This is a genomic window from Pleomorphomonas sp. PLEO (assembly GCF_041320595.1).
GTDB lineage: Bacteria > Pseudomonadota > Alphaproteobacteria > Rhizobiales > Pleomorphomonadaceae > Pleomorphomonas.
Genome location: NZ_CP166625.1, coordinates 2290994 through 2317975 on the forward strand (window position 1 = coordinate 2290994; position 26982 = coordinate 2317975).

Sequence of the window (26982 nt, forward strand, 5' to 3'; positions counted from 1 at the left end):
AGCCACGTAGCCGGGGGAACCATCTCCCCGGCTTGACTTCCGCCTTGTCAATGAATCGTTTCGAGGAAATAAAAGAGGCAGAGGATTTCAGAATTCGAAGGGGTTGAGCGCGAGGCCGCGCCTGATCCTTTCCCAGTTTCCGGCGGTGATAACTCCCGCGCCGCCGGAGAACGCGCGGACGCTTCCCACCCGCGCCTTACGCCCCCCGGCGTCGAATGCGAGGCGGACCTCCTTCCCGAGGCCGCCTCGCTGGCGTTTTAGGCCCCTTCGCCGCGCGGCTATTGTCAGGCGCCTGAAACGCCAACGGGCGCCGAGAAGGGCGCCCGCCGATTTACGTGAAGGGTGACTGTCTCTGGGCGGCGCGCCGGCCGTCAGGCGGCGCGCAGGTTCGAGACGAAGGCGTTCACTTCCTTCTGCAGCGTGCTCGACTGTTCGTTCAGCCGATCCGACAGCGTCATCAGCTGGGTCGAGGCAGCGCCGGTCATTTCGGCGGCGGTGCTGACGCCGGAGATGTTGTTGGTGACATCGGTGGTGCCGGTCGCGGCGAGTTGGGTGTTGCGTGCGATTTCGCTGGTCGCCGCCCCCTGTTCCTCGACCGCGCTGGCGATGGCCGCCGACGAGTTCTGGATGTTGGTGACGGTGCGCACGATGCGCGAGATGGCATCGACGGTGCTGCCGGTCGCCGCCTGGATCTCGCCGATCTTGCGGCCGATCTGGTCGGTGGCCTTGGCGGTCTGGTCGGCCAGCTGCTTGACCTCGGCCGCGACGACGGCAAAGCCCTTGCCGGCATCGCCTGCGCGGGCCGCCTCGATGGTGGCGTTGAGTGCCAACAGATTGGTCTGCGCGGCGATGTTGGAGATCAGCACCACCACTTCGCCGATCTGCTGGGCGGCTTGCGATAGCGTCTGAACGTTTTGCGCACTGGTTTCGGCTTCGCTGGCGGCATCGCGGGCGATCGACGACGACTGGCTGACCTGCTTGGAAATCTCCTGGATGGAGGCGGAGAGTTCCTCGGCACCGGCGGCGACGGTTTGCACGTTGGTGGCCGCTTCCTCGGCAGCGCCGGCCACGGCCTGCGCCTGACGCGCCGTCTCCTCGGCGGTGGCGGAGAGGTTCTTGGCGGCATCGGAGACTTCGCCCGATGATTTGCCAAAGCCGCTGGCAAGATCTTCCATGCGAGAGACGAAGCTCTCCGCAAGTGCCGCGCGCTTGCGTATCGCCGCGTCCTCGGCTGCCTTGGCGGCTTCCTGCGCCTTGCGCGCCGCTTCAGCCTCGATCAGGCTGTTGCGGAAGGATTCGAGGCCGCCGGCGATGGCGCCGACCTCGTCCTTGCGGTCGATGCCGACGATAGTCAGGCTATAATGACCCGATTGCATCGACTTCATGGCCTCGATCAGCTTGGCGATCGGTGCCGTCACGCCACCGCGCAACAGCCAGACGGCAAGGCCGATCACCGCGACGACGATGGAGCCGATGACGATGAGGGTTGTCCAGACCGACGACCAGGAAACGGCGGTGTTCTGGTCGCTGCGCGACGCCACGTCCGCCAGGATGGCATTGTTCAGCTTGGTGGCTTTGTCCTGGATCGAATCGAGAAGCGGCCGGCATTCGGCATTGAGCTTGACGAGCGCCTTGGCATTCTCGGCCGGGTCGGAAGAGCTCGACATCTTCGCGACGTCGCCGCAAATCCCGCTCATCGCCGACTGGATAGAATTGCGGTAGTCCTCGATCCCGCTCTTGAAGTCGGCGGGGATGTTGGCCAACGCCTCGTCGATGTATTTGCCGTAACTGGTCAGCGCCTCGTCCCTGGTTTTGGCGGCGGTGGCGTTTTCCTCATCCGAGGTGGCCGACGCGTTCCAGTACAGGCTCGCTTTGATTTCTGAGACCCTTCGGGAGGCCCGCACCATGCTCACCGAGGCATCCATCGGACCGGCGATCAGATTACTGTAGTCCGTATCGATCTTGATCATGTTGTAGCCGGCGTAGCCAGCGCCGAACAAAGCGCCCACGCCGAGCAGCATCAGCAGGCTGACCACCTTGGCCATGAGTGAAAGATTGGCGTATGACAATTTGGTCCACCGTTTCACACGAAGTTGATATTCGTGGTGAATAATTGCCTATGTTTGTTTATAGACCATGAAAGGTTTTTTAAATTCGCCGAGAAGCGAGAAATTATTAGTTAATAGAATATTAATACGCACAGAGATCAGGTGATGGCTGAGGCGAACCGGATTTCTGTCAATAAATATGGGAGAATTACTTCCTTTCGTTCTTTGGAGTAGCATTCTCGGGGGAGGGTCTGGGGCGTTTCCCGCCGGTCAGACTTGATCGGCGCGCTGCCGGACGAGGTGCCATGCAGGTGGTGCGCGCCTCATTGTATCTGCTCTGTTTTTCGGCCGTGCGCCGTCAACGGCTTCTGTGACGAACCGCAGAAGGCGGGCAAGAAGGGCTGCCTGACCAAGCCCGGCATGGACAACCACGCCGGCAGCCATGCCGAATGGTACGAGGGTTTCCCGGCGGTGGTTGCCGGATAACGCACGCCGGGATTTGTCCGGCGTGCGTCTTGTCGGGCGCGGAACCTGTTACTCCGCCTTCAGCACGCGTTCGGCATCCGCCGCCATTTCGGCAAGCGCATCCTTGGGGGTGACCTGACCGCGCTGCAGTTTGTCGAGAAGCGCCGACTGCGTCTTCCAGATATCGGCGCCGGTGTCGCGCGGGTAGGAGAACCAGGGAGCGGCGTAGGACATCTGCTCGAACACCGTGCGGTAGTTGGGGTTGGCGGCGTAGAAGTCGGCAAGGGTGGCCGCCGAGTTCTTGTTGGTGGGCATGTAGCCGGTGGCCTTGGAGATGTCGGCCTGAGCTTCGGGGCCGGTCATGTATTTGACGAAGGTCCAGGCGGCCTGTTGCGTCGCCGGGTCCTGGGCGAGGATGGTCATGGCGTTGCCGCCGGTCGGTAGGCCGCCGTGCTCCTTGTCGGCCATGGGGAATTTAGCGGTGGCAAGGTGGAAGCGGCCGCCGATCGCCTTGGTAAAGTCGGAGAGATCGGACGGCGAGCCGACGACCATGCCGAGCTTGCCGGCAAAGAACTGCTGCTGCGACGGCTCGGGCGTGGTGTCGACCGTCATGTTCGACTTGACGGCCATGTTCTGGGTCATCTCAAGGGCCTTGAGGCCCTTGTCATCGTTATAGCCGATGGCGGTCTGTTCGGCGTTGAGCATCGGCGCGCCGACCGACATGACCATCATCTGCCAGTACCAGTCGTCGCTGAGGCCGCCGACCGAGAAGTTGAGGCCGGCGACCGACGGATCGGCGGCGGTGATCTTGGCGGCAAGGTCGGCGACGCCGTCCCAGCTAACTGGGAAGGACTGCATCGAGCCGCCGGCCTTGGTCACCAGATCCTCGTTGACGTAGAGGATGGGCGTCGAGGCGTTGAAGGGAATGCCATACTGCGTCCCCTCGGACTGGCCGAGCTTCAACAGCGCCTCGCCGTAGTTGGCGGACACCCAGCCCTCGCCTTCGCCCTTCATGAACGGGTCGAGAGCCACGGCCTTGCCGTTGTCCTTGAGGGCGCTGACCAGCGAACCCAGCGAGGAATAGGAGGCGAGGTAGACGTCGGGCAGCGTACCGGCGGCGATGTCGCGCAATACGGCCTGATGGGCTTCCGAATAGTTGGTGGCCGGCACCATCATGTTGATCTTGATGTCGGGGTTCGCCGCCATGAACTTCGCCACCACCGGACGAAGGAAGTTGGCCGTGCTGGCAGAAGCGTGAAAGAAATTGAGGGTGACAGGTTGTGCCGCCTCAGCTAGAACGGGAAACGTCATAGCAAGGGTGGCCGCCAAGGCTACCGAACGATATGATTTGCGCATTGCCATTATCCTGTGCGTGTTGCGATCATTCTGAGGGTGTGGAAAGTTGCCGCTTTCCGCGCCCTCTTTATTTGACGCCACTCATGGTTACGCCGCGAACGAACTGTCTTTGCAGGGCAAGGAACAATGCGATCATCGGCAGGGTGACGAGCGTTGCGCTCGCCATGAGCGGGCCAAAATCGTTGCCGCCGTCCTGACTGCGGAAATAGAGAATTCCCAAGGTCGGCGGCGCGAAGTTGGTCGACTTGATGACGATCATCGGCCAGTAGAGATCGTTCCAGTGGAAGGTGACCGAGAAGATGGCGAAGGCGGCGATGGCCGGCTTCAACGCCGGCACCACGATCCGCATGACGATGTCGGCCTCGTTCATGCCGTCCTGGCGGGCGGCGAGGATGATGTCGTCGGGGATGCCGACGATGAACTGACGGAACATGATGATCGCGAAGGCCGACGTCATGTAGGGCAGGATCAGGGCGAAGTAGCTGTCGAGCATCCGCATCCTGGCCAGCGTCAGGAATAGCGGGAAGGCCGGCACCTGCGGCGGAATGGCCATGGCCAGCACGACCAGCGCCATCAGAAGTCCTGCGCCCCGGAAGCGCAGCTTGGCCAGCGCATAGGCTGTCATCACCGACGTGACGACCTGCAACCCGAGAATGATCGTGGTGACCAGCAGCCCGTTGGCGATGAACTGTAGCACCGGGCTTTCGATCAGCGCCCGGCCGTAGTTCTCCGCGGCGCTCTGCCAGATCGGCGGCGCGTCGGGCACCGCGCCGAACACCTCGGCGCTGGTGCGCAGCGAGGCGCGCACCATCCAGAAAAAGGGATAGACCATCGCGAGCGCGGCCGGCAGCAGGATGGCATGCGGGGCGAGGCGCCGGATGAAGCGGAGGAGAGCGGTCATGATCAACCCTCCCGCTTGCGGCTGGCGAGACCCTGCGCGACGGCGAATAGCCCGAGCAGGATGAGAAAGACGACGGTCAGCGCGCTGCCGTAGCCGACCTTCAGCGAAACGAAGCTGTCGCGCTGGATCTTGTAGAGCAGCACGTCGGTGGCGCCGTTGGGGCCGCCGTTGGTCAGCACCGCGATGGTGTCGAACACCTGGAAGGTCTGGATGAGGCTCAACAGCAGGACGACGAAGGTGGTGGGCGCCAGCATCGGCAGGAAAACGTAGCGGGCGCGATCCCAGAAGCGGTCGATGCCGTCGAGCGCCGCCGCTTCCTCCACCTCCTTGGGAATAGTGGTGAAGCCGGCCAGGAACAGGATGAAGTTGAAGCCGAGCAACTGCCAGATGCCGATGATGGCCAAGCCGATAAGGGCCAGGCGCGGATCGGAGAAGAAGTCCGGACGGCCGAGACCGATCGCTTCGGTCAGGTCGGCGACGGGGCCGATCCGGCCATTGAGAATGTAGCTCCAGACGATCGACATCGCCGTCAGCGTGCTGGCGACCGGCAGGAAAAACACGATTTCGTAGAAGCGCTTGCTCCGCGTCCGGCTCTTGACCAGCGCCGCCAGCACGAAGGCCAGCAGCACCGACACGGGAACCACGATGGCCGAATAGGTGGCGCTGTTCCTGAGCGCGTTCCAGAAGTCGGGATCGGAGAACAGCTGGCCGTAGTTGTCGAGGCCGACGAATTTCATCGTCGGGCGGCCGAACTTGTAGTTGGTCAGGCTGATGGCGGCGACGATGATCAGCGGCGCGACGATGGTCGCCACCGTCAGCAGAAAGGCCGGCGCCGACAAGAGATAGGCCCAGGAGGCATAGGCGAGGGGCTTGCTTGCCGGCCTCACTCCTCGGCGGGTGGAGGCCGCGTCAGCTGCCAAAGCCATGACGCACCTCCTCGACCGCCACGTCGTGGAGAGACACCGCGAGCCGCCGGCCATCGGCGGCGAAGACATGCGCCTCGCTGAGCGAGATGCGCAGTGGCAACTCGACGCCCTCTGCCTGTTGGCTCCGGTAGGCTGGGTATTTTTCCAAGGGCTGGAACAGGCGGATCCAGGGCGTGCCCAGCCCGGTGCCATCGCAGCGCAACAGCGCACCCGAGCCGCTGCGCTCGATATGAGCCAGCGGCAGCCGGAAATGGCCGCCTCCCGTTCCATGCGCGACGGGCGATAGCGCCTCGGGCCGGACACCGAGATGGAACCGCCCATCGTCGAGTTCGGGTGACCAGACGCGGAGAGGCTGATCGCCTGAAAACAGCCTGCCCGCCCTGACCGTGACCTCCACAATGTTCATGGGGACCGTACCGATGAAGCGGGCGACGGCCAGCGACTCGGGCGCATCGAGCAGCGCCTCCGGCGTGCCGTATTGAAGGATTTGGCCGTCCTCAATCACCGCGATCCGGTCGGACAGCGACATGGCCTCGGCCTGATCGTGCGTCACGTAGATGAAGGTGATGCCGGTGCGGCGGTGCAGTTCGGTCAGCTCTTCGCGGATCTGCTCCTTGAGCGCGGCGTCGAGGTTGGACAGCGGCTCGTCCATCAGGAAGACGCCCGGCGAACGGGCCAGTGCCCGTCCCACGGCAACGCGCTGGCGCTGGCCGCCGGACAGTTGCGAGGGCAGGCGGTTGAGCATGGAGGTCATGCCCAACATGGCCGCCACCCGGCCGACTTCGGCGCGGATGTCGCGCATCTCGCGGCGCGTCGAGGAGAACAGCCGGCCAAGGCCTGGCGCTCTTTGCAGAAAGCTCAAGCGCCGCATCACCAAGGGGGTCGCGATGTTCTGGGCAACCGACATATGCGGGTAGAGGGCATAGGACTGGAAGACCATGGCAAGGTCGCGGTCCTTGGGCGAGACGGCTCGGACATCCCGATCGCCGATTTCAATGGTTCCCTCGTCGGGCGCCTCGAAGCCGGCGATCAGCCTGAGCAGCGTCGACTTGCCGCAGCCGGACGGGCCAAGCAGCGTCACGAACTCGCCTGGACGGATATCGAGGCTGGCATCACGGATGATCTCCCGGTTGCCGAACCGTTTCCGCAAGCCCGTGAGGCTGACCGATTGACCGCGCAATTGCATTTCAAATCCTATTTTCCGGCTGTTCACCGACAAGGGGGCGGAGCGCTGGAAAAGCGGTTCCGTGAGAGGTGACTTGGCCAGGTAACATGGCCATGCCCTAACATCGGCCTTGTGAAGGGATGATGACAAAAGCGAAACAAACATTTGAATTACAAAGAAAAAACAGCTTGATTATTAAATAACTAGTTGGTTACAAATACGAAATTGAACGAGCCGATTGACAATGGCGGCCCAACAGGGAGTAAGGCTTTTGACCCGCATCGCCGTGATTGCCGATACCCATATCGGGGTGAGCAAACCGAACTTCGTCGACAACTGGCGGCGGGCCGCGCAGCGCGTCAACGACCGCCGGCCGGACCTCACCGTCATCCTCGGCGACCTTACTTTCGATGGCGCCAATTCCGACGCCGACTGCGCCTTTGCCAGGGAGGCGCTGGCCGATCTCAAGAGCCCCTGTCTCGTGCTGCCGGGCAACCATGACGTCGGCGATACCGACCGGGGGAGTCGTCAGCCGGCCAACGCGGAGCGGCTCGCCCGCTGGGTGCGCACCTTCGGCGCCGATCGCTGGGTGTCGGACGAGATCGACGGCTGGCGCCTGATCGGGCTCAATGCCCAAATCCTTGGAACGGGGCTGCCCGAGGAAATCGAGCAGTGGCGCTTTCTGGAACAGGCCCTGGTCACGGATCGCCGCACCATCGTCTTCACCCACCAGCCGCTGTTCCTCGAACACCGGCGGGAAGGCGACCGTCCCTATTGGGCGAGCGTGGCCACGGCGCGCCATCGTCTTCTGGAGCTCACGACCCGCGCCGGCACGCTGGCCATCCTCAGCGCCCATATGCACCGGGCGCTTTCGGCCGTATCGTCGGACGGGCCGGCACTGTTTTGGGTGCCGGCCACCAGTTTCCTGACGCGCGATACGTCGATGCCGCCCCAGAACGGAGCCGAGATGCTTGGCGTGACCTATCTCGATCTGACGGACGACGGCTTCAGCGTCGCTTTCGATCCGGCACCCGGCCTCGAACCCTTCTATATCGAGGACTTCAACGGCACTCTTTATCCGGCACCGAGCAAATGACCTGGTTCAGCTTTCACGGCGGGCACAGCGGTTCGTTCTGCGCCCACGCCAAGGGCACCCTCGAAGAGGTGGTTGAAACCGCCATCGCCCGTGGCTTCACCCATTACGGCCTCAGCGAGCACGTGCCGCGCTATCGCGAGCAGGATCTTTTCCCCGGCGAAGAGCATCTGGGGACCGAAGGACTGATCCGCGCCTTTGAGGATTACGCCCGCGCGGCGTTCGAGCTTCAGGAGCGCTATGCCGACCGGATCGAGCTGCTGGTCGGCTTCGAAACGGAGGCGCTGCCGCCCGACATCTGGCCCGAGAGAATGCGCGAACTCCGGCGGTCCTACCCGTTCGACTATTTCGTTGGCAGCATGCACGACATCGACGGCCGCTGGGTCGACTTCAAGCCGGCAATGACGGATGAGCTGAAGGCCGAATTCGGCGCGGAGGCTCTGCACGTAACCTGGTTCGAGCGGCTGGCCGACATGGTGCGGCTTCTCAAGCCCGACGTGGTCGGCCATATTGATCTCATCCGCAAATTCGAGCCGCCCGACTTCGCCTTCAGCCCCGCCGCGCTCAGGGCCGCCGAGGGGCTGCTGGACGCGGCGCGGGCGGCCGGGTCGGCGCTCGACGTCAACTGCGCGCCGGTCCGCAACGGCTATGGCGCGCCTTATCCGCAACTCCCCCTGCTGGAGATAGCCTGCCGCATGGGCATCGGCGTCACGCTCGGCGACGACAGCCACGGCCCCGACACGGTCGGCGTTGGGTTGACGGCCTCGCTGGAGGCGATCGCCAAGGCCGGCTTCCGGTCAGTTCGCCGCCTCAGCCGGGGTCGAGGCTGGGAAGACATTCCGCTTGATCAGGTAAGGCCAGGATGACCGGCGAGCGCGACGACCAGACAACCCTCACCGGCGAGGCTTCCGGGCGTGCTGCCAAGCCGCCGAGGCCCAAGATCCGGCGACGGCCCACCGAGGAGAAAAAGGCCGAACGCGCCAAGCCGGCCGGCAAGCCGCGCGACGCCGATGCCACGCGCGCCAAGGTGCTGCAGGCCGCCATTGTCGAGTTCGCCGAGAAGGGGCTGACGGGCGCGCGCGTCGACGAGATTGCCGCGCGGGCGGGCTTCAACAAGCGGATGCTCTACCACTATTTCGGCAGCAAGGAGGAGCTGTTCCAGGCGGTGCTCGAAACCGTCTACACCGATGTGTGGGAGGCCGAGGCGGCGCTCGATCTTGACGACCTGTCCCCCGACGCGGCGCTGGCCGGGCTCGTCACCTTCACCTGGGACTATTACCTCGCCCATCCCGAGTTCATGACACTGCTCAGCCACGAGAATCTGCTCGCGGCGCGGCATTTCCGGCAGACGGAAACCGTTGGTCCCAAGGCCCGACAGTCGCTCGATCTGGTGGCGCGCATCCTCGATCGCGGTGTCGCTGCCGGCCTGTTCCGCCCCGGCATCGATCCGGTGCAGCTCAACATCACCATCAGCGCCATCGGCTACTATTACCTGACCAACCGCTACACGGCGTCCATCGTCTACGAGCGCGACATGGCAACGGCGGAGGCCTTTGCCGCCCGCCTTCGCTTCAACATCGAGACGATCCTCGCCATGGTCTCGGCCAAGGCGAGGATCTAGCTTGAGCCCCCTTGGGGCGGTGTCAGTGGGGCGTGACGCGACCCTGAACGAGGCGCAGCAGGTCGGACATTTTCGTCAGCACGGCGTCGGGTCGGCATCCCTCCAGGGCTGCGTACATCCGCTCGGATTGATGGGCCGCGCCGACGAAGGCACAGCAGCGCATGCCGGCGCGGTGGGCGGCTTCAAGTCCGGTCGTGCTGTCCTCGATGACGACGCAGTCGGCCGGTGCGACCCCCATGGCTTCCGCCGCCAGAAGGAAGACCGCCGGGTCGGGTTTATGCAGGCCGATGTCGTGGGATGAGAAGAACCGCGACCCGATCAGGTTGAAGATGCCGGCGGACTTCATGCGCAGGATCAGATCCTTTCGCGAGGAATTCGAGGCGACGCAGAACGGCACGGTCAGGCCCTCCAGCACCTCGACGGTGCCCGGTGTGGGAGAGACGCCCGAAAGCATCGCCTCGCGCCAAGCTTCATAGATATCGTCAAAGAAAGTGTCGTTCAGACTGAGGCCGGTGAGATCTTCCAGCAGCTCGCGTTCCCGCGCGCGTGATACGCCCGACAGCGTCGCGGCGATGTCCGCCGGCGACTGGTGGCTGCCGAGCGCCGCCAGCCTGTCAGAAATGAGGCGGGCGGCGACCACTTCGGTTTCGGCCAGCGTTCCGTCGAAGTCGAATATGACCAACTTGGGTGGATTGAGGGAAAAGGGTCCGCCATGTTCTTTCATTCCGGCGGCGCCTCAAGCTGCGAGGTCAAGCGTGACGAAAATCGGCTGGTGGTCCGAGCCGACCGCTTGCTCATCGATCCACATCGACTGCACGGACGACAGATAGTCCGACGTGACGAAGCAGTAGTCAAAGCGCATCGGCCTGCCTTTCTTGTCGAAGGTGCTGCCTTCGGTCTCCGCGTGGCCGGTCAGGGTCCATGCATCGAACAGCCCCTCCAAGGGAAAGACGCGCCGGCCGAGGATCGGCGAAACGTCGCCTGCGAGTTGCTGATATTCCTGCGTGCCGGGGAGGAAGTTCAAGTCACCCATCAGGATGCCGCCGCGCGGCCATACCGGTGCCGGGGTGGCAAAGCCCATCTGTTCGGCCGGGGCGCCGCCCCACGGTCCGCCGCGTCGGCCCGCATCGAGCATGAGCGTGCGTAGCGTTTCGACCTGCGGCAGGCGGTTGAGAGGCGAGACATGGTCGAGATGGGTACAGCAGACGCGCAGCGCGCCAGCCGGGGTGCCGATCACCGCCTCGATCATGGTGCGCTGGAGATGCAAGGTGCCGTGAAGCCCGATCTTGGGCAGCGTGTGGTTGGTGACGCTGAGGATCGGCCACCGCGACAGGATCATGTTGCCGAACCCGAGCCGCAGCCCGCGCCGCCCGCCGGTCAGGCTTTCATCGAGGTAGAGATCGATGCCGCTGCCGTAGAAGCTGTGATCGAGGCCGCAGAGGCGTGCAATCTCGGCGGGCTGATCGAGCAACTCCCTGGCCGGGTTGTTGGCTTCGACTTCCTGCAGGGCGATGATGTCGGCGTCGCCGAGTTCGGCGACGATGCGGCCGAGATCGAGTTGCTCGTCCTTTCCAACGCCGTACTGGATATTATAGCTCGCAAGTTTGATCTGCATGGCACGTTCTCGTTTCTGCGCGGATTTCACCGACATCGGGGATATTGGCGGGCAAGGTCCGGCCCCCCTCGACGAGGGGCCGGACGATGGCTCATTTCAGGAGGTTTGCCGTCTCGCTGGCGATGCGCTTCAGGCCGTCCTCGGGCGACAGCTCGCCGCGCTGGACCAGATCGATCACCTTGCGCTGAGCGCGCCAGATCTCGACGCTGTTCGGGCCGGGATAGGCATACCAGGGCGCGGCGATGCCGGTCTGGCCGGCCGCGGTGCGGTAGTTGGGGTTTTCCGAGTAGAAGGAGGCGAGCACATCCGCCGCCTTCTTGTTGGTGGGCATATAGCCCGTTCCCTTGGCGACGGTGGCCTCCGATTCAGGCCCGGTCATGAACTTGACGAACTCCCAGGCGAGCTTCTGCTTTTCCGGGTCCTTGGCCAGGATGACGGCGGCATTGCCGCCGGAGGGCAGGCGGCCGTTCACCTTGTCGGCGAGCGGGTAGGGGGCGGTGCGCATCTGGAAGCGGCTGCCGATGGTCTCCATGAACGAGCGAACGGCCGACGGCGAGGTGATGTAGAAGCCGAGCTTGCCGGCAAAGAAGGCCTGCTTGTAGGAATCGGCCGAGCTGGCGACATCCATCTTGGTCGCCTCGGCGACATGGCGTAGCGCCTTCATCGCGTCGAGCCCGAGGGCGTTATCGTAGCCGACGGATTTGCCGTCGTCCGACAGCATCTTGCCGCCGCGCTCCTGGATGGCCGCTTGCCAGAGCCAGTCGCTTTCGATCGAGGCGACGGAATAGTCCATGCCCCGGACGTCGCCGCCGAGAGCGTTGATCTTGTTGGCGAGCGCGATCATGCCTTCCCAATCCCCAGGGAAATGCTCGGGATCGCCACCGGCCTGTTTCACGAGGTCGGCGTTGAAATAGACGATGGGGGTCGAGGCATTGAACGGGATGCCGTATTGCACGCCGTCAACCTGACCGAGGGACAGGATGGCGGGCGAATAGTTCTCGTCGAGCCACTGTTTGCCCTCGGCCTCGATGAAGGGCGTTAGCGGCACGGCCTGTCCGCGCGGGCTCAGCGTCCCAATGAGCGGACGCAGGACCGAGAAGCCGGAGAAATAGACATCCGGCATGTTGCCGGTCATCGCGTTGCGCGTGACGACGAGATTGGCTTCGTTGTAGTCCGGCGGCGAAACGCGGAACTCGATCTTCACGCCGGGATGTGCTTTCATGAAGGCATCGGCGAGCGGCTGATAGTTGCCGTGGTCGCCGGGCCAGGCGTGCAGGACTTCCAGCGTTGTGTCCGCGAAAGCGGAGGCGAGGGGAGCCGAGGCGAGCGCGGCCGCCAAGCCGAGCTGCTTGAGTGTACGACTGAACATGGACTTCAGGTCTCCTGGTGAAAAGCGCCGCAAGGCGCAAGAGGTCCCGACCGGCCGTTGCAGCGGCAGGTCGGGACAAACCATCATTTGACGGCGCCCATCGTGATCCCCTCGACGAAGCGCTTTTGGGCCAACATGAAGACGATCACGAGCGGCAAGGTGATCAGCGTGGCGGCGGCCATCAGCGCGCCGTAGGAGTCGCCGCCGTCCGCGCCGCGAAAGAACAGGATGCCGAGCGTCGGAGGAGCAAGGTCCGTCGACGAGATGGCGATCATCGGCCAGTAGAGGTCGTTCCAGTGGAAGGTGACCGAGAACACGGCGAAGGCCGCGATGGCCGGCATCGCCGCCGGCAGGATGATGCGCAGGAGGATCGTGGCGTGCGAGCAGCGGTCGAGCCGCGCCGCCTCGATCACCTCGTTGGGAAAGGCGCGCAGGAACTGGCTGAACAACAGGATGGCGAAGGGCGAGACGAGAAACGGCGCCACCAGCGCGAAGTAGCTGTCGAGTGCGTTCATCCAGGCGAGGCCGAGGAACATCGGCAGCGCCGTCGCCTGGAACGGCACAAGCAGGCCGAGGACCACCAGCGCCAGCAGCGACGACTTGTGGCGAAAGGGCAGCTTGGCAATGGCATAGGCGCAGGGCAGCGCCGTGACGATCTGGGCGAAGAGGATCAGACCGCAGACGATGGCGCCGTTCGCCATGAAGCGGATGAGCGGCGTTCCGCTGAGGGCCTGCCCGTAGTTGGCGGCGACCGCGAAATGCTGGGGCACGAACAGCCGGGAGGTATCGAAGATCTCGGACGGATCGCGCAGCGAGGTCAGCACCATCCAGGCGAAGGGCAGCGCGGCGAAGGCGACGGCGGCCCAGATCACCGCGTGGGCCAGAATGGCTTGAGCGCGGCTCGACAGCGAGTGGGACAGGGGATTCATCGGGCAATCTCCCGGCGAGCGGACCACATCTGAAGCGCGGAGACGGCGCCGACGAAGACGACGAACAGCATGGTGAGCGCGCTGCCGTAGCCGATGCGGAAATAGGAGAAGGCCTCCAGATAAGTCTCGTAGAGCAAGACCAGGCTCGCATCCTGCGGGCCGCCCTGGGTCAACACCGCCACGAGGTCGAAGGCCTGGAAGGCTTTTATGGTGGTCAAGAGCACGACGACGAGCGTCGTCGGGGCGAGAAGCGGCCAGGTGATGCGGCGGAAACGCTCCCAGCCGCTACCGACGCGGTCGAGGGCGGCCGCCTCGTAGAGCTCGCCGGGGATGGCGGTGAGGCCGGCCAGGAAGAAGACGAAGCAGAAGCTTGCCTGCTGCCAGATGGCGATCAGGGCCAGGCTCGGCAGGACCGTCTCGACATCGGACAGGAAGGCGATCGGCGCCAGCCCCAGCGCTTTCAGGACCGCGTTGACCGGGCCGATCCGCTCATGCAGCAGCAGGCTCCACACGATGGCCATCACGGTCATCGTCGCCGTCAGCGGCAGAAACAGCAGCAATTCGTAGAGACGGCGCGTTCGGTTGCGGCCTCGCACGAGCAGCGCCAGCAACAGCCCGAGGCCGACCGAGGCGGGGACCACCATCGCCGTGAAGATCAGCGTGTTGACGATCGCCCGGCTGGCGGTGTCGCTGGTCGCGATCCGCTCGAAGTTTGTGAGGCCGATCCAGTGAAGGCTGAGGCCGCCAAGCTGGTAATCGGAGAACGACAGCAACAGGACGGCCAGAAGCGGAAAGAGTGTCGTTGCAATCAGCAGCAGCAGGGCCGGAATGACGCAGATGGCCATCGGCAATCCGGCGCTCCGGAGCGGTGCCTGGAGAAAGGCGACGGTGGAGTTCATTGCGCCGCCTCGCATTCGATCCGCATCAGCGGCTGAAGGGGCACCGCATTGCCGTCTTGGCCGAACAGATGCGCGCCGCGCCCGTGAGCGGCGAGGCTGAAGTCGCCTGCGAGCAATCCGCTCGCCTGCATGTCGGCGAGACGATCCTCGGTCAGGCGGCAGGTCGCGGCGCGGCCGGTTGTCGTGACGCGGCAGCGCAGAAGGCTTTCGTGGCCCATGCGCTCAATGCGATCGAGGCGTACGGGCAGGGCGAAGTCGCCCCCGGATACGCCGGAGGGGATCGGCTCGAACGCTTCGGCGCGGACGGCAAGCTGCCCGCTGCCGACGGCCGGTCCGTCGACGACGAAGGGGAAGCGCCCATCTTCTCCGTTGATCCGGCCGGCTTCGTCGATCTCGACCGGGAACAGGTTGATCGCCGGGTACCCGATGAAGGTCGCAACATCGATATGGCCAGGGGCGCCGTAGATTTCCCGTGGCGTTCCGATCTGGCGGATTTTTCCCTCGAACATCAGCGCGATGCGATCCGACATGGCGATCGCGTCGGCCTGGTCATGGGTCACGAAGAGAAATGTGGCGCCGAGGCGCTTGTTGAGGGCGATGATCTCGTCGCGCATGCTCACGCGCAGCTTGGCGTCGAGATTGGAGAGCGGCTCGTCCATCAGGAAGACGCCGGGCTCGCGCGCCATGGCGCGGGCAAGCGCGACGCGCTGACGCTGCCCGCCGGAAAGCTGTGCCGGTCGACGCTTGAGAAGCTGGCCGATTTCCACGATGTCGGCCGTGCGAACCACCCGCTCGGCGATCGACCGGCGGACGGCGCGAGAGCCGGGCATGAGAGGGCCGATCAGTGGCAGACGTTGGTCCCAGGAAAGCTCGGTCATTTCGAGCGACAGGCCGATGTTCTCGGCCACGTTCATGTGCGGATAGAGCGCGTAGGACTGAAAGACCATGGCGAGGTCGCGGCTTCCGGCCGGCGTCGCATCGACCGATTCGCCGCCCAGCTTGATGGAGCCCGATTGCGCCCGCTCCAGTCCGGCAATGATCCGCAGCAGGGTCGACTTGCCACAGCCCGACGGGCCGAGCAGGCAGACGAGTTCGCCCGCCTCGATCGTGAGATCGACGGATTTCAGGACCGCTTCGCGGCCGAAAGACTTGATAATGCCATTGAGGGATATTGAGAGGCCCGCCATCCGATCCACCTTTCGTTGGAACGGATGTATCGGAGCTAAATTTCAAATAGATGACATTTGGAGCAAAACTCCAAAAGGAGCTGACCGCCCGTGGGCGCCGTGCTTCACTGCTCGATGAGTGTGGCGACGAACTCGGTCAGCAGCAGCATCGAAGGCAGCAGGCGCGACGAGCCCTCCTTGGGCCACGCTCCGAAAATGGAGAGTTCGATGACCGTTTGCGCGGCCTTTGCGAGCGGGCTCTCCTTTTGCGTCGTCACCGCGAAGGTGTGGCAGCGCTGATCATGGGCCCGTTTCAGGAAGGCGACGGTCTCCTCGCTGAGCCCGTTATAGGAGATGCCGATGGCGACATCGCCTTCCACCAATGTGGCCGCCGCCGCATGGGCGAGGTCGCCCGAGCGGGGGACGTGCACAATGATCCCGCGATAGGCAAGGCGTGTGGCAAAGACTTCCGCGCAGATGCCCGAGATGGAGATGCCATAGGCAACGACCCGCTTTGCCCGCCGCAACAGCTCGGCCAGCTTTGCCATTTCGCCGGGATCGATGCGGCTGGCTGAACTCTGCACGGTGGAGATCAGCTCGGCCGCGATGTCGGCAAGCCGCGCGTCTCCGGCAGCTTTCATCCGCGCGCGCGGTTCCGGTGAGGGACCACGGGCGACATGCAGAACCCGCTCGCGTTCGATTTCTCCGGCCAGCGCCAGCTTGAACGCGCCGAAGCCATCGAAACCGAGCGTCTGACACAGACGGATGATGGTCGACTCGCCCGCCCCGCAGGCCCGGCTGATGTCGGCGATGGAGGAGCGCACCACTTGCTCGGCGTTCTGCGAGACAAAGGACGCCGCCCGCGCCATGGCCGGCGAGCCCCGTTCGACCAACCGGGCCGCTTGGTCGACCAAGCCGAGCTTTGATGCGGGCGCTTTCATCCGGCTCGGGTCTCCTTCGTCAGGCGGCTGAGGGCCAGCAGCAAGCATTCGATGACGAAGATATTTCCCGCCATGACGGTCAACGTGCCGCCGATCGGCTGATCCCGCAGCCCGCCGGCCTGCAACACGAGGTCGGCGGCGGCGGCGAGCGGACTGCGCGGGCGATTGGTGATGGCGATGGTCGTCGCGCCGGCGGCGCGGGCGCCTTTCAGGAACTGGATGGTATCTTCGCTCAGGCCGGAAATGGAAACGCCGATGGCAATACACCCCGGTTCGAGGCCATTGGCGAGTTCATGGGCCATGTAGGCGTTGCGGAAAGTGACCGCGGTCAGCCCGGCGCGAAGAAGGCGATAAGCGAGCAGTTCGGCGGTGATGCCGGACATGCCGGACCCGTAAAGGTCGATGCGCCGGCTGCCGAGAAGCGCCAACGCTATCTTTTGACAGGCGCCCGTATCGATGTGCTCATGGGCGAAATTCAGGCTTTCCAGTATCTGCTCGCGCAAGCCCTGGATGGCGGCATCAGGATTCGATGCGCTCGCCATGGCGATCTTGGGCCGGCCGACCTCGGCGGCGAGAGCCAGCTTGAAATCGCGAAACCCTGAAAAGCCGAAATGGCGGCACAAGCGAACGATGCTCGCCTCACCACTTCCGGAGAATTCGCCGAGCTGGGCGACGGACTGGTGCAGGACCTTCTCCGGATTTTCGAGAATGTATTTGGCGATCCTCGCCAGCGCACTTGGCAGGGCGTCGAGCTCTTCCTGCAAGCGATCAAGGATCGCGGTGGGGCGCCCCTGAGGTACGGTTGGGCCGGCTGGAGACGTGCCTGACATACTAGTCCTTCCGAAGCCCGATGAATTCCAACCAAAGCCGTTGCCGTCGGTCATGAAAGAGGGGTGACTAACTCTGCCCGCAAAGCTAAGGGCGCCCAGCGAGCAGCGGGTATTCAAATGCCTATTCCGAAATGCTCATACTCCGAGATCGGCCTTGATGCACGGGCGGTGGACATGCTGCCAGAGATCGGCGCACTAATTTATGACGCAATGAAAACGGCCCGAAAGTCTCTCAACTTTCGGGCCGGTAAAAGCGCTCTAGCGGTTTGCTTCACGTGCCTTCAGTGCCCGCCACCGCCGCCACCCTGGGCAGCCGGCTTCTTGACGAAGGGCAGGGCGAGGACGAGGGCAACGAAGATGACCGTCAGGAGTATGAAGATGTCGTTGAAGGCCATGATGGTCGACTGCTGCTGAGCCAGGCCGGTCACCTTGGAGATGGCGGCCATATGGGCGTTGCTGCCGAGGCCCGACAGGCTATGTTCCAAGCCGTTGATCGTCGACATGGCGGTGGAACTGGTGATGTTCACCGCGTCGCGCAGCCGGTCGAAGTGCAGGTCGGAGCGGTTGGTCATGATCTGATTGATCAGGGCCAGACCGACGGCGCCGCCGAGGTTGCGGGTGAGGTTGAACAGGCCCGAGGCGTTCTTCATCTCGGCTGGCGGCAGGGTGCCGAGCGCGATGTTGTTGATGGGGATCATGCAGATCATCATGAATACGCCACGGAAGATCTGCGGCCAGAACAACTCGGCGAAATCCCAGTCGGCGGTAAAGCCGGTCGATAGCCAGGTGGCGGTGGCGACGCCGAGGAAGCCGATGCCCATCATGACGCGCGGGTCGAGCTTGGTCGCCAGGCGGCCGGCGATCGGCGCGGCGATCAGCATGCCGATACCGGAGACGAACATGGTCTCGCCGATCTGCAGCGCCGAAAAGCCGCGGATGCGCGCAAGATAGAGCGGATAGAGGTAGGTAAGGCCGTAAAGACCGATGCCGAGGCAGAAGGAGAAGGCGCTGCCGAAAGAGAAGTTGCGGTTGGTAAAGGCCTTGAGGTCGACGATCGGGTTGGCACGGGTGAGCGCCCGGAAGAAGAACACGATGCCGGCGATCGTCATCACGGCGGTGAGGACGGCGATGCGATCGTCCTGCAGCCAGTCCTTGCTGGGGCCTTCCTCCAACACGTATTCCATCGATCCCAGGAAGGCGGCCATGGCGGCGAGGCCCCACCAGTCGAACACCTTGAACAGACTGAAATCCGGCTCGTCGAAGTCGATCAGGAAGTAGCTGGTCACCGTCACGAAGATGCCGGGCAGAATGTTGACCAGGAACAGCCAGTGCCAGGAGAACAGCTCGGTGAGATAGCCACCGACGGTGGGGCCGATGGTCGGCGCCAGCGTGGCGACGAGGCCGATGATCGGCGTCACCAGGCCCATCTTGTTTTTCGGAAAGATGGTGTAGGCGGCGGCGAACACCGTGGGGATCATGCCGCCGCCGATGAAGCCTTGCACGGCGCGCCAAAGGATCATGTCGTTGATCGTCGAGGCGAAGGCGCACATCATCGAGGCGAAGGTGAAGCCGCCGGCGGCGATGACGAACATCCAGCGCGTCGAGATCATGCGCGACAGGTAGCCCGACAGCGGAATCATGATCACTTCGGCGATCAGATAGGATGTCTGAACCCAGGAGATCTCGTCGTTGGCGGCACCGAGGCCGGCCTGGATCTCGGACAGCGACGCCGAGACGATCTGGATGTCCAGGATCGCCATGAACATGCCGAACACCATGCAGATGAAGGTGAACAGCCGACGCGTGGTAAAGGTGGGGCCGGCGGCGGCGGGCGAGGCGATGGCGGACATGGACGGTGACCGATCTCGGAGCAATTCCAGCAAAAGTGGGTCCGGTTTTGCGTCCGGAATTGCGTCTTGAGGATGGGAATGCTCTGTCGGCCGAAGGCGCGGAGGGAACGTCCGCGCGGCGCCGGTCGAAAAAGGGAGCGCGATCGATCCGCTAGGGATCGACCGTTCAATGTTTCAGCTGGCCGGCGCGGTGCGCGGATCGGCGGAGACCACCACCGACAGGCCGGGGCGGAGCTTGCCGCTCACCGCTACGTCGGCGGGCACCGAGATGCGTACCGGCAGGCGCTGCACCACCTTGGTGAAGTTGCCGGTGGCGTTGTTGGCCGGCAGCAGGCTGAACACCGAGCCGGTGGCCGGCGACAGGCTGTCGACCTTGCCGAGGATGGTTTCTTCCTCGCCCAGCGCATCGACGGTGATGCGGACGGTCTCGCCCGGAACCAGCTTGGCCAGCTGCGTTTCCTTGTAGTTGGCTTCGATATGGGCACTGCCGGTGGCCACCAGCGAGGCGAGCTGCTGGCCGGGCGTCACGTAGGTGCCGACCTCCATCGCCTTGTTGCCGACGACGCCGTCGATCGGCGCGCGAACCTCGGTGAACGACAGGTCGCGGTTGGCCTTGTCGAGGGCGGTCTGCAACGATTTGCCGGTGGCTTCCGACTCGGCCTTCTGGGCCTTCAGCACTTCGATGTTGGCCTCTGCGACAGCCACGGCCGCGTCGGCGGAGGCGACGGAGGCGCGCGCCGCGTCGCGGTCGGTGCGGGCGTCGTCAAGCTGCGACTGCGCCGACACCTTGTTGGTGACCAGCGTCGACTGGCGGGTGAAGTTGATATCCTTGGATTCCAGCGTCGCCTGGGCCGATGCAACGCCGGCCTTGGCCTGCGCCACCTGCGCTTCGCCGGCGGCGATCTGCTTGTCGATGCGGGCGATGGTGGCGATGTTGCCGGAGAGCGCGTTTTGCGCCTGGGCAACGGCCAGCGTGTAGTCGCCGCTGTCGATGCGGGCGATGACGTCGCCCTTCTTCACCACCTGATTGTCGGCGACCATCACATCGGTGACGTAGCCGGACGCCTTGGCGGCCAGCGTGGTGATGTCGGCGGCGATGTAGGCGTCGTCGGTGGTGATCAGGAAACGACCGTCGATCCACCAGGAATAGCCGTAGTTGCCACCGAACCAGGCGGCGGCGCCGAGCAGCGCAACGAAGATGACACGGCTGGCGATGCCGCTCTTCTTCTTGGCGGGAGCCGCCTTGCTTTCCGGGGCGGCGTGCTGCGGTGCGCCGGGCGCTTCATGGACGCGCTGCGGCGCGGCCTCGGCGGCCGGACGGATCGCTGTAACAGTGGCTTCCGAGCCGTCGCTCTCGTGAGCGGCGTTGGCTTCGCGCTTGGCCATTTTGATCTCCATCTATCCACCGCCGGCCCTGCCGGAGGGGACTGCGCCGCGTGTCAGCGCCTTGCAATAAACTTGGGTCAGTATTGTTCCTGATCGTCGAAAGTGTTATCTCATGACCGAACCGTTCGGTCAATATCTCGTAGTGGCGCTTGGTTGACGATTCCCTCCGTTCAGAGGCACTCTCAGCAAAATGTGATCGTCCGCGAGTTCGCGTGAAGACCGATCGCCAAAAGGCAGGATGGCTTGCGTGGCTCTGAACGCCGACAATGAAACAACGCGGGCAACAGATAGCCGCGAGGGCAGGGGTGGATGAGCAAGATTGCGGCGCGGCCCAGCGAAGCAGGGGCTGGCCCGGAAGGGCATGACAGCGAAAAACGGCGGCAGATTCTGGAAGGCGCCCGCGAGGTGTTTCGCGCAAAGGGTTACGAGGGCGCCTCGATGGACGGCATCGCCAAGGCGGCGGGCGTTTCCAAGGGCACGCTCTACGTCTACTTCACCAACAAGGACGAGCTGTTCGCCGAGCTGATCGCCGACGAGAAGCGGGAATTGGCCGCAGCCCTCGACGCGTTCCAACCCTCGGCCGAGAGTTTTCGCGACAATCTGCGCGCCTTTGCCATCAACTTGAATGAGCTTCTGACCACTGAAAGCCACATGTCATCGATCCGCATGGTCGTCGGCGCGGTGGAAAAGTTTCCCGCTGTCGGCGCCATGTTCTTTCGAGCCGGTGCCGAGCGCGGTACCACGCGGCTGACCGACGTGTTCGATCAAGCCATCAAGGACGGCCGCATAAAGCCCTGCGACCCGACCGTCGCCGCCCAGCACTTCATGGCGCTGTGCACCGCCGAATTGATGAAGAAGTCGCTGTTCGGCTGTCAGCTTCGGCCGACGCAGGAGGGTGTCGAGCGGATCGTCGACAACGGCCTCGATGTGTTCATGACCTATTACGGTGCCAAGGATTGAGGGCCTGACCGGGCCTGACCGGAAATTCGCTGGGGCGGGCATCTGGCTTAGCGTTCTGCGCTTCCGGTACTCACGAACAGGAAGTTCGCTCCGCTCCGGTTCTCGAACCCGTCGCCATCCGCCTGACACCAGTGAATTTCGGCTCAGGCCCTCACGGGGCACCATCCGGGGCGGGCATCTGGCTTAGCGTTCCGCGCTTGCCGTGCTCGCGAACTGTTCTTTGCTCAGCGCAACTGCGGGCGCAAAACGGCATGGCACTTTTGCTGGATTTGCTCGGGTTCGCTCCGCTCCGGTTCTCGAACCCGTCGCCATCTGCCTGACACCAGTGAATTTCGGCTCAGGCCCTCGCGGCGTGCCAAAAATAAATGACTTTTCCCCTCATGTTAACATTTCGTTTACCATGTTTTGCGAGCGTCGACTGTCTTAGGTCGAAACAGGGCGTGCCATATTCGACTTGGGGGCCTCCGTTCATACGGGGGGCTTATATGATTGGCTGCTCATGCCTGGAAGCCTTCCAGTCGTGGAAGTCCTCTCTCTCGGCATCAGAGCAAGGAGGCTGACATGGCCCACGCTGTCGCTCTCATTCGCGAAGAACAAAACAGCAGTTTTGGCGTTTCCTTCCCGGACTTCCCTGGTTGCAGCTCGGCTGCGACCAACCTCAACGACGCGATCGCCCGGGCCGCCGTGGCGCTGGCCGCCCATGTCAAAAGCATGGGCGAGCATAACCAGGCCCTGCCGGCGCTCAGGACGATCGACGATATCCGCCGGACGCTGGAAATTCATGAGGCGATCATCGCCGCCGTGCCGGTGGATCTACCGGGAAAATCCATCGCCGTGCAGATCTCCATCAACGAGCATCTGCTTGCCGCGCTCGATCAAGCCGCCAGGGCAAGCGGCGTTACCCGCTCGGAGAAGATTGCCGAGGCTATTCGCGCCAGCTTGAGGGTGTGAGGCGCCAAACCCGCCTCGCGTCATACTCTGACCGGAGTTCTCTGCCAAAGGGGGCCGTCAAATCAGTGGCTCTCGACAAGACGAGCCGCCCGTTGTCAGGGCCGTTGCCAAATCACACTCGATTGGGATAGCGCCTTGGCAATAGGTGCGGGGCACTGTCCCCGCACCCGGCTCGATGAAAGGCTTTCCCCGTGAAATTGCGTTCGGCCGCGTTCCTCCTTAGCGCCATGGCGGTTCTCTCCGGCTGCGCGCTGTTCGGCTACGATCTCAAGCGGTCGGAGCGGCCGGTGCCGCCCAAGCTCGTCGCCGAGATGAACAGCCGGGGGCTCGGCCTCGCGGCACCGATCCTGATCCGGGTCTTCAAGCAGGAGAGCGAACTCGAACTGTGGAAGATGGGGCGCGACGGCCGTTACGCGCTCTTGAAGACCTATCCCATCTGCCGCTGGTCGGGAAAGCTGGGACCGAAGAAGGTGGAGGGCGACCGACAGACGCCGGAAGGCTTTTATTCCATCGCGCCGTCGCAGATGAACCCGGACAGTCGCTATTACCTCTCCTTCAATCTCGGCTTCCCCAATCGCCTGGAGGCAGCGCTCGGCTATCAGGGCTCCTACCTGATGATCCATGGCGCCTGCTCGTCGCGCGGCTGCTACGCGGTGACCGACGACGCGGCTTTCGAGATCTATTCCGTGGCGCGCGAGGCCATCCGGGGTGGCCAGCCGGCCTTCCAGGTGGAGGCGCTGCCGTTCCGCATGACGCCGGCCAACTTCGCCCTGCACCGCGACGATCCCAACATGCCGTTCTGGCGCAATCTCAAGGAGGGTAGCGACGCCTTCGAGCTGACGCGTCGGGAGCCGCGCGTCGGCTATTGCGGGGCGCGCTACGTGTTCAACGCCGCCAATCTCGACGCGACGGTCGACCCGCTCGCCGCCTGCCCGCCACTTGAGACGGACGCGGCGCTGGCCGCCGCCATCGCGGAGAAAGCTGCCAAGGACGACGCTGCCACCGCTGCCATCGTTGCCGCCAATCCCGTCGTGCCGGCCATGTCCTATGTCGACGGCGGCATGCACCCGGCCTTCCGCGCCATCCTCCAGGACAAGGGCGCTTCGCGCCTGTCCAAGATGACCTCGGACAAAACGCCGGTCAGTCAGCCGGACGCGGCGCTGGCCGATCCCTACACGCCGGAGCTTCTGAAGAAGATCATCGGTGGCGGTGCCAGCTAAGGGCGGAAACGGCTTCCGCCTTTATTGTGTCGCCATGCGAGCGTCCTGTTGGAGTTGGGGCTACCGGAAGCGCCCCGTCCCATTGTTCGAGCGCGATTGGCAATGTGAAGCCGCAACCAAATTTTGCTGGAATTGCCCTTGAGCATATGGGGCAGACGCTCAGAAGCGGTTTTACGCCAACGACATGCGTTTGAACGAAAGCCTAAAGCGGTTCGTGCATCGGGCCAAGGAGGCACCTGTGACCTACGTCGTCGCACTCATTCGGGAAGAAAAAGACGGTATTTTGGGCATTTCGTTTCCGGATTTCCCCGGGTGCGTCTCCGCAGCCTACAATATGGACGATGTGATCACCCGGGGCGCCAAGACATTGGCCGCCCACGTTAAACACAAAGTCGAGAATAACGAGACCTTTCCGGTGATCCGTAGGGTCGATGATATCCGGCGGACGGAGAACCTCGATGGGGCCATCATCGCGGCGGTGCCGGTGGATCTGCCTGGCAAGTCGGTCCCCGTGCAGATCACCATGGACGAGCGCCTGTTGTCCGAACTCGACCGCGTCGCCAGCACAAGCGGCACTACCCGCTCGGGTAAAATTTCCGAGGCGGTTCGTGCCAGCCTGAGACCCTGAGGGCGGGCTGTTGCGCGTGCCTCGGAGAAGAGGCCGGTGAACGGCCGGCAAGTGGTGCTGGCCGGCTCGCCGTCAAGCCTCGCCGGTGGCAAGTTCAAAGCCCTCGTCGATCCAGCCGGTGAGGCCGCCGGCCATGATCTTCACCGGTCGGCCGAGATCGGCGAGGCGCAGCGCGCCACGGGCGGCGCCGTTGCAGTGGGGGCCGGCGCAATAGGTGACGAATAGCGTCTCCTCCGGCCAGGCGCTGAGCTTGGAGCGGATGATCTTGCCGTGCGGCAGGTTGATGGCGCCGGGCACATGCCCCTTGCCGAACAGGGTTGGGCTGCGCACATCGAGCAGCACGAAGTCGGCGCCCTTTGCGAGCGCGTCATGCACGTCCCAGCAATCGGTCTCGAAGGTGAACTCGGCCGCGAAATGCTCGCGGGCGATGTCGCTCGGCGCGGCGGGTGTCTCGGTAACGCCTGATTTCATGATCGTCTCCTGCCCTGGGCTGTTGGCAGGATGTTGCCGTTGGCCTCCGGCGCTTGCAATTGGCGTGAATGACAATGTAGGTAAATATCATGCCAATCGACGCCAAACCCTCCCGCATCACATCACAAGGGCCGCTCGCCGTGGCGCTGCTCTACGATGGTCTCTGCACCTTCGAGTTTGGTATCGTCTCCGAGGTGTTTGGCCTTTACCGCCCCGAGATGGGGCCGGGCTGGTACCGCTTCGCCAGCTGCGCCATCGAGCCTGGGCCTCTCCGGGCGCATGGCGGCTTCACCCTGATGCCCGACGAGGGGCCTGACCTGATCGATCAGGCGGATATCATCGTCGTTCCCGGCTGGAAGGGCGCCGACGTGCCGGTGCCGCAAGCGCTGTGCGATAGGCTGAGGGCGGCGCATGCCAGAGGCGCGCGGCTGATGTCGATCTGCTCGGGCGCCTTCGTGCTGACGGCGACCGGCCTTCTCGATGGCGGCACCGTTTCGACCCACTGGCGTTATGCCGAGGCGCTGCGACGGCGCTTTCCGGCTGTCACGGTCGACGCCGCCTCGCTCTACCGCGAGCATGACCGCGTGTTCACCTCGGCCGGCAGCGCGGCGGGCATCGACCTGCTGATCGAGATCGTGCGGCGGGATTTCGGGGCCGACGCCGCCAACTCGGTGGCGCGCCGTCTGGTGGTGCCGGCGCATCGCTCCGGCGGGCAGGCGCAGTTTCTCGAACGGCCGGTGCCCCAGCGCCCCACCGGCGAAGTGGCGCCGCTGCTCGACCGGATGCGCGAGACGTTGGACGAGGACTGGACCACCGAGGCGATGGCGCGCGATTGCCGGATGAGTCTCCGCACCTTCCTGCGCCGCTTCCAGGAAGCCACCGGCAGCAGCCCCGGCGACTGGCTGATCGCCGAGCGCGTCGAGGCGGCCAAGGGGCTGCTATCGTCGGACGATCACGCTATCGAAGCGGTGGCGGCGACGGTGGGTTTCGGCAGCACCCATGCCCTGCGCCATCATTTCCGCAAAAAGGTGGGCCTGACGCCGACGGAGTATCGCTCGCGGTTTTTAAGAGAGGAGCGGACGGCATAGGAGCGAGGTGTCCGAGGATCAGGCCACCGACATTATCGGCCATATAAAAGAGTTTGGTTGCCGCCGAGATTGGTGGCGATGAACGGGCGCAAGGCGAGAAGTTGCGGTTCCATCGGTGCCGTGCCCGGAAAGGCTCGATGATAGAGCTCCAGGAACGCCACGCTCTGGGCGGGCGGCAATCCCTTGGGGAAAGGCTCCTGCGCCTTGCCGGCGGCGGCGGTCATCGTGGCTGGATTGGCGATTGATTGCAGCGTGAAGTGCACGATCTTGTGCAAGGCACCGTCGCAGACATTGTAGGCCGGGATGCCGTTGGCCTCGGCGAAGGCAGCGACCGGCACCAGGGCGTTCAGGGCGAAGAGGTGGTACTCGCGGGCCTTCTTGCCGCGCGCCAGCTCCAGCGGCAAGCCGCCTTGCGCGGTGGCGCCGCGGACACCGGCTTTGTAGGTCTCCACGGCCCAATCCAATAGTTTCCGATCGTCGGCCGCCACGGCCACCGCTGCCGAGGCAAGAGCTGCCCAATAGGCGTGATTGTTGCGCGATCCCCTGAGCTTGTCGCGGGTGGCGCCGAAGAACGTGTCGGTGGAGGTTGCGAGCTCGGCCATCCACTTTGTGACGGAGGCGAGGCGCGCGTCCCCTTCGACGGCCGGCGAAATCTGGATCAGGGCCATGCCGAGGCCGGCGAGGATTTGCGCCCGTTCGAATTCGGCATTGGGGTTGTCCATCCGCGACAGAGCCTGCCCCTCAGCCCAAGCCCGCAGCCATGTGAGGGCGCAGCGCGCGTCGGCGGCTCCGCCATGCTCGGTGTAGCGATTGGCCATCTTGACGACGGTTTGGGAGAACGCCCGGATGGGGGCCATCTGCGCCTGGAACGCACGATCGGCCTCAGGGTCGACCGTGTCGCGCTCAGGGCCGTCGTTGCCGTATTTCGAGATGACCTTAAGGTTGACGACCGGCGCTGGTGGCGCGGCGCACTCTTTTCCAATGGCAAAATCGCTGGGCGAACGCGGCGAGAACGGCGGCAGCATTTTCGCCGATGAGCTGGCGGCTAGCCCGGCCATCGTCATCAGAGACAGCAGGGCGATCAATAGACTGCGCATCTTGCTC

The 26982-nt window shown here is 64.1% G+C and carries 25 protein-coding genes; 8 read left to right on the forward strand and 17 right to left on the reverse strand.

Annotation, left to right across the window (positions count from 1 at the left end):
- Positions 1–371: 371 nt before the first annotated feature.
- From AB6N07_RS10645 to AB6N07_RS10665, 5 genes are all read right to left on the reverse strand, one after another.
- Positions 372–2069: a methyl-accepting chemotaxis protein gene (locus tag AB6N07_RS10645; protein ID WP_370677778.1), complete on the reverse strand. Its 1698-nt coding sequence runs from the start codon at positions 2067–2069 to the stop codon at positions 372–374.
- 513 nt (positions 2070–2582) lie between these two features.
- Positions 2583–3869, reverse strand: coding sequence for an ABC transporter substrate-binding protein (locus tag AB6N07_RS10650; protein WP_370677779.1), 1287 nt, complete (start codon positions 3867–3869; stop codon positions 2583–2585).
- Between the two features lie 67 nt (positions 3870–3936).
- Complete coding sequence (locus AB6N07_RS10655; RefSeq protein WP_370677780.1) at positions 3937–4770, reverse strand: carbohydrate ABC transporter permease; 834 nt, start codon at positions 4768–4770, stop codon at positions 3937–3939.
- A gap of 2 nt (positions 4771–4772) precedes the next feature.
- Positions 4773–5696 carry a carbohydrate ABC transporter permease gene (locus tag AB6N07_RS10660; RefSeq protein WP_370677781.1) on the reverse strand — a complete coding sequence of 308 codons (924 nt, stop codon included), beginning with the start codon at positions 5694–5696 and terminating at the stop codon, positions 4773–4775.
- Positions 5680–6882: an ABC transporter ATP-binding protein gene (locus tag AB6N07_RS10665; protein WP_370677782.1), complete on the reverse strand. Its 1203-nt coding sequence runs from the start codon at positions 6880–6882 to the stop codon at positions 5680–5682. Before AB6N07_RS10665 ends, AB6N07_RS10660 begins: the two co-directional genes overlap by 17 nt.
- Before the next feature lie 250 nt (positions 6883–7132).
- Here AB6N07_RS10665 and AB6N07_RS10670 point away from each other — a divergent pair, with 250 nt between their 5' ends.
- The 3 genes from AB6N07_RS10670 to AB6N07_RS10680 are packed head-to-tail and all read left to right on the forward strand — an operon-like array spanning position 7133 to position 9575.
- Entirely contained in the window at positions 7133–7957 is an 825-nt protein-coding gene (locus AB6N07_RS10670; protein ID WP_370677783.1) for a metallophosphoesterase, read from the forward strand.
- Positions 7954–8820, forward strand: a complete 867-nt coding sequence (locus tag AB6N07_RS10675; RefSeq protein ID WP_370677784.1) for a histidinol-phosphatase — start codon at positions 7954–7956, stop codon at positions 8818–8820. The genes AB6N07_RS10670 and AB6N07_RS10675 overlap by 4 nt, the downstream gene beginning before the upstream one ends.
- Complete coding sequence (locus AB6N07_RS10680) at positions 8817–9575, forward strand: TetR/AcrR family transcriptional regulator (RefSeq protein WP_370677785.1); 759 nt, start codon at positions 8817–8819, stop codon at positions 9573–9575. Before AB6N07_RS10675 ends, AB6N07_RS10680 begins: the two co-directional genes overlap by 4 nt.
- A 22-nt stretch (positions 9576–9597) precedes the next feature.
- Here the strand turns inward: AB6N07_RS10680 and AB6N07_RS10685 are convergent, their stop codons facing one another.
- The 10 genes from AB6N07_RS10685 to AB6N07_RS10730 all read right to left on the reverse strand — a co-directional run bounded on the left by AB6N07_RS10685 (position 9598) and on the right by AB6N07_RS10730 (position 20560).
- Positions 9598–10299: an HAD family hydrolase gene (locus AB6N07_RS10685; protein WP_370677786.1), complete on the reverse strand. Its 702-nt coding sequence runs from the start codon at positions 10297–10299 to the stop codon at positions 9598–9600.
- A 12-nt stretch (positions 10300–10311) separates the two neighbouring features.
- Complete coding sequence (locus AB6N07_RS10690; RefSeq protein WP_370677787.1) at positions 10312–11190, reverse strand: endonuclease/exonuclease/phosphatase family protein; 879 nt, start codon at positions 11188–11190, stop codon at positions 10312–10314.
- Positions 11191–11281: 91 nt separating this feature from the next.
- A complete protein-coding gene (locus AB6N07_RS10695) occupies positions 11282–12559 on the reverse strand; it encodes an ABC transporter substrate-binding protein (protein ID WP_370677788.1) in 1278 nt (425 codons plus the stop codon).
- Positions 12560–12642: 83 nt separating this feature from the next.
- Positions 12643–13488, reverse strand: coding sequence for a carbohydrate ABC transporter permease (locus AB6N07_RS10700; protein ID WP_370677789.1), 846 nt, complete (start codon positions 13486–13488; stop codon positions 12643–12645).
- Complete coding sequence (locus AB6N07_RS10705; protein WP_370677790.1) at positions 13485–14387, reverse strand: carbohydrate ABC transporter permease; 903 nt, start codon at positions 14385–14387, stop codon at positions 13485–13487. Before AB6N07_RS10705 ends, AB6N07_RS10700 begins: the two co-directional genes overlap by 4 nt.
- Positions 14384–15574 (reverse strand): ABC transporter ATP-binding protein, encoded by a 1191-nt coding sequence (locus AB6N07_RS10710; RefSeq protein ID WP_370677791.1) that lies wholly within the window; start codon positions 15572–15574, stop codon positions 14384–14386. The genes AB6N07_RS10705 and AB6N07_RS10710 overlap by 4 nt, the downstream gene beginning before the upstream one ends.
- Positions 15575–15678: 104 nt before the next feature.
- A complete protein-coding gene (locus tag AB6N07_RS10715; RefSeq protein WP_370677792.1) occupies positions 15679–16494 on the reverse strand; it encodes a MurR/RpiR family transcriptional regulator in 816 nt (271 codons plus the stop codon).
- A complete protein-coding gene (locus AB6N07_RS10720) occupies positions 16491–17378 on the reverse strand; it encodes a MurR/RpiR family transcriptional regulator (protein WP_370677793.1) in 888 nt (295 codons plus the stop codon). The genes AB6N07_RS10715 and AB6N07_RS10720 overlap by 4 nt, the downstream gene beginning before the upstream one ends.
- Positions 17379–17605: 227 nt before the next feature.
- A complete protein-coding gene (locus AB6N07_RS10725; protein WP_370677794.1) occupies positions 17606–19174 on the reverse strand; it encodes a DHA2 family efflux MFS transporter permease subunit in 1569 nt (522 codons plus the stop codon).
- A 174-nt stretch (positions 19175–19348) separates the two neighbouring features.
- Positions 19349–20560 carry an HlyD family secretion protein gene (locus AB6N07_RS10730; protein ID WP_370677795.1) on the reverse strand — a complete coding sequence of 404 codons (1212 nt, stop codon included), beginning with the start codon at positions 20558–20560 and terminating at the stop codon, positions 19349–19351.
- Between the two features lie 309 nt (positions 20561–20869).
- On the opposite strand from AB6N07_RS10730, the gene AB6N07_RS10735 reads away from it, so the two are divergent.
- The 4 genes from AB6N07_RS10735 to AB6N07_RS10750 all read left to right on the forward strand — a co-directional run bounded on the left by AB6N07_RS10735 (position 20870) and on the right by AB6N07_RS10750 (position 24319).
- A complete protein-coding gene (locus AB6N07_RS10735; protein ID WP_370677796.1) occupies positions 20870–21520 on the forward strand; it encodes a TetR/AcrR family transcriptional regulator in 651 nt (216 codons plus the stop codon).
- A gap of 561 nt (positions 21521–22081) precedes the next feature.
- Entirely contained in the window at positions 22082–22471 is a 390-nt protein-coding gene (locus AB6N07_RS10740; RefSeq protein WP_370677797.1) for a type II toxin-antitoxin system HicB family antitoxin, read from the forward strand.
- A gap of 191 nt (positions 22472–22662) precedes the next feature.
- A complete protein-coding gene (locus AB6N07_RS10745; protein WP_370677798.1) occupies positions 22663–23691 on the forward strand; it encodes a L,D-transpeptidase family protein in 1029 nt (342 codons plus the stop codon).
- Positions 23692–23929: 238 nt separating this feature from the next.
- Positions 23930–24319, forward strand: a complete 390-nt coding sequence (locus AB6N07_RS10750; protein WP_370677799.1) for a type II toxin-antitoxin system HicB family antitoxin — start codon at positions 23930–23932, stop codon at positions 24317–24319.
- A 72-nt stretch (positions 24320–24391) separates the two neighbouring features.
- Here the strand turns inward: AB6N07_RS10750 and AB6N07_RS10755 are convergent, their stop codons facing one another.
- Positions 24392–24790, reverse strand: coding sequence for a rhodanese-like domain-containing protein (locus tag AB6N07_RS10755; RefSeq protein ID WP_370677800.1), 399 nt, complete (start codon positions 24788–24790; stop codon positions 24392–24394).
- Positions 24791–24879: 89 nt separating this feature from the next.
- On the opposite strand from AB6N07_RS10755, the gene ftrA reads away from it, so the two are divergent.
- Entirely contained in the window at positions 24880–25878 is a 999-nt protein-coding gene (gene ftrA, locus AB6N07_RS10760; protein WP_370677801.1) for a transcriptional regulator FtrA, read from the forward strand.
- A 32-nt stretch (positions 25879–25910) separates the two neighbouring features.
- On the opposite strand, the gene AB6N07_RS10765 is transcribed toward ftrA, so the two are convergent.
- Positions 25911–26975, reverse strand: a complete 1065-nt coding sequence (locus tag AB6N07_RS10765) for an alginate lyase family protein (protein ID WP_370677802.1) — start codon at positions 26973–26975, stop codon at positions 25911–25913.
- Positions 26976–26982 lie beyond the last annotated feature (7 nt).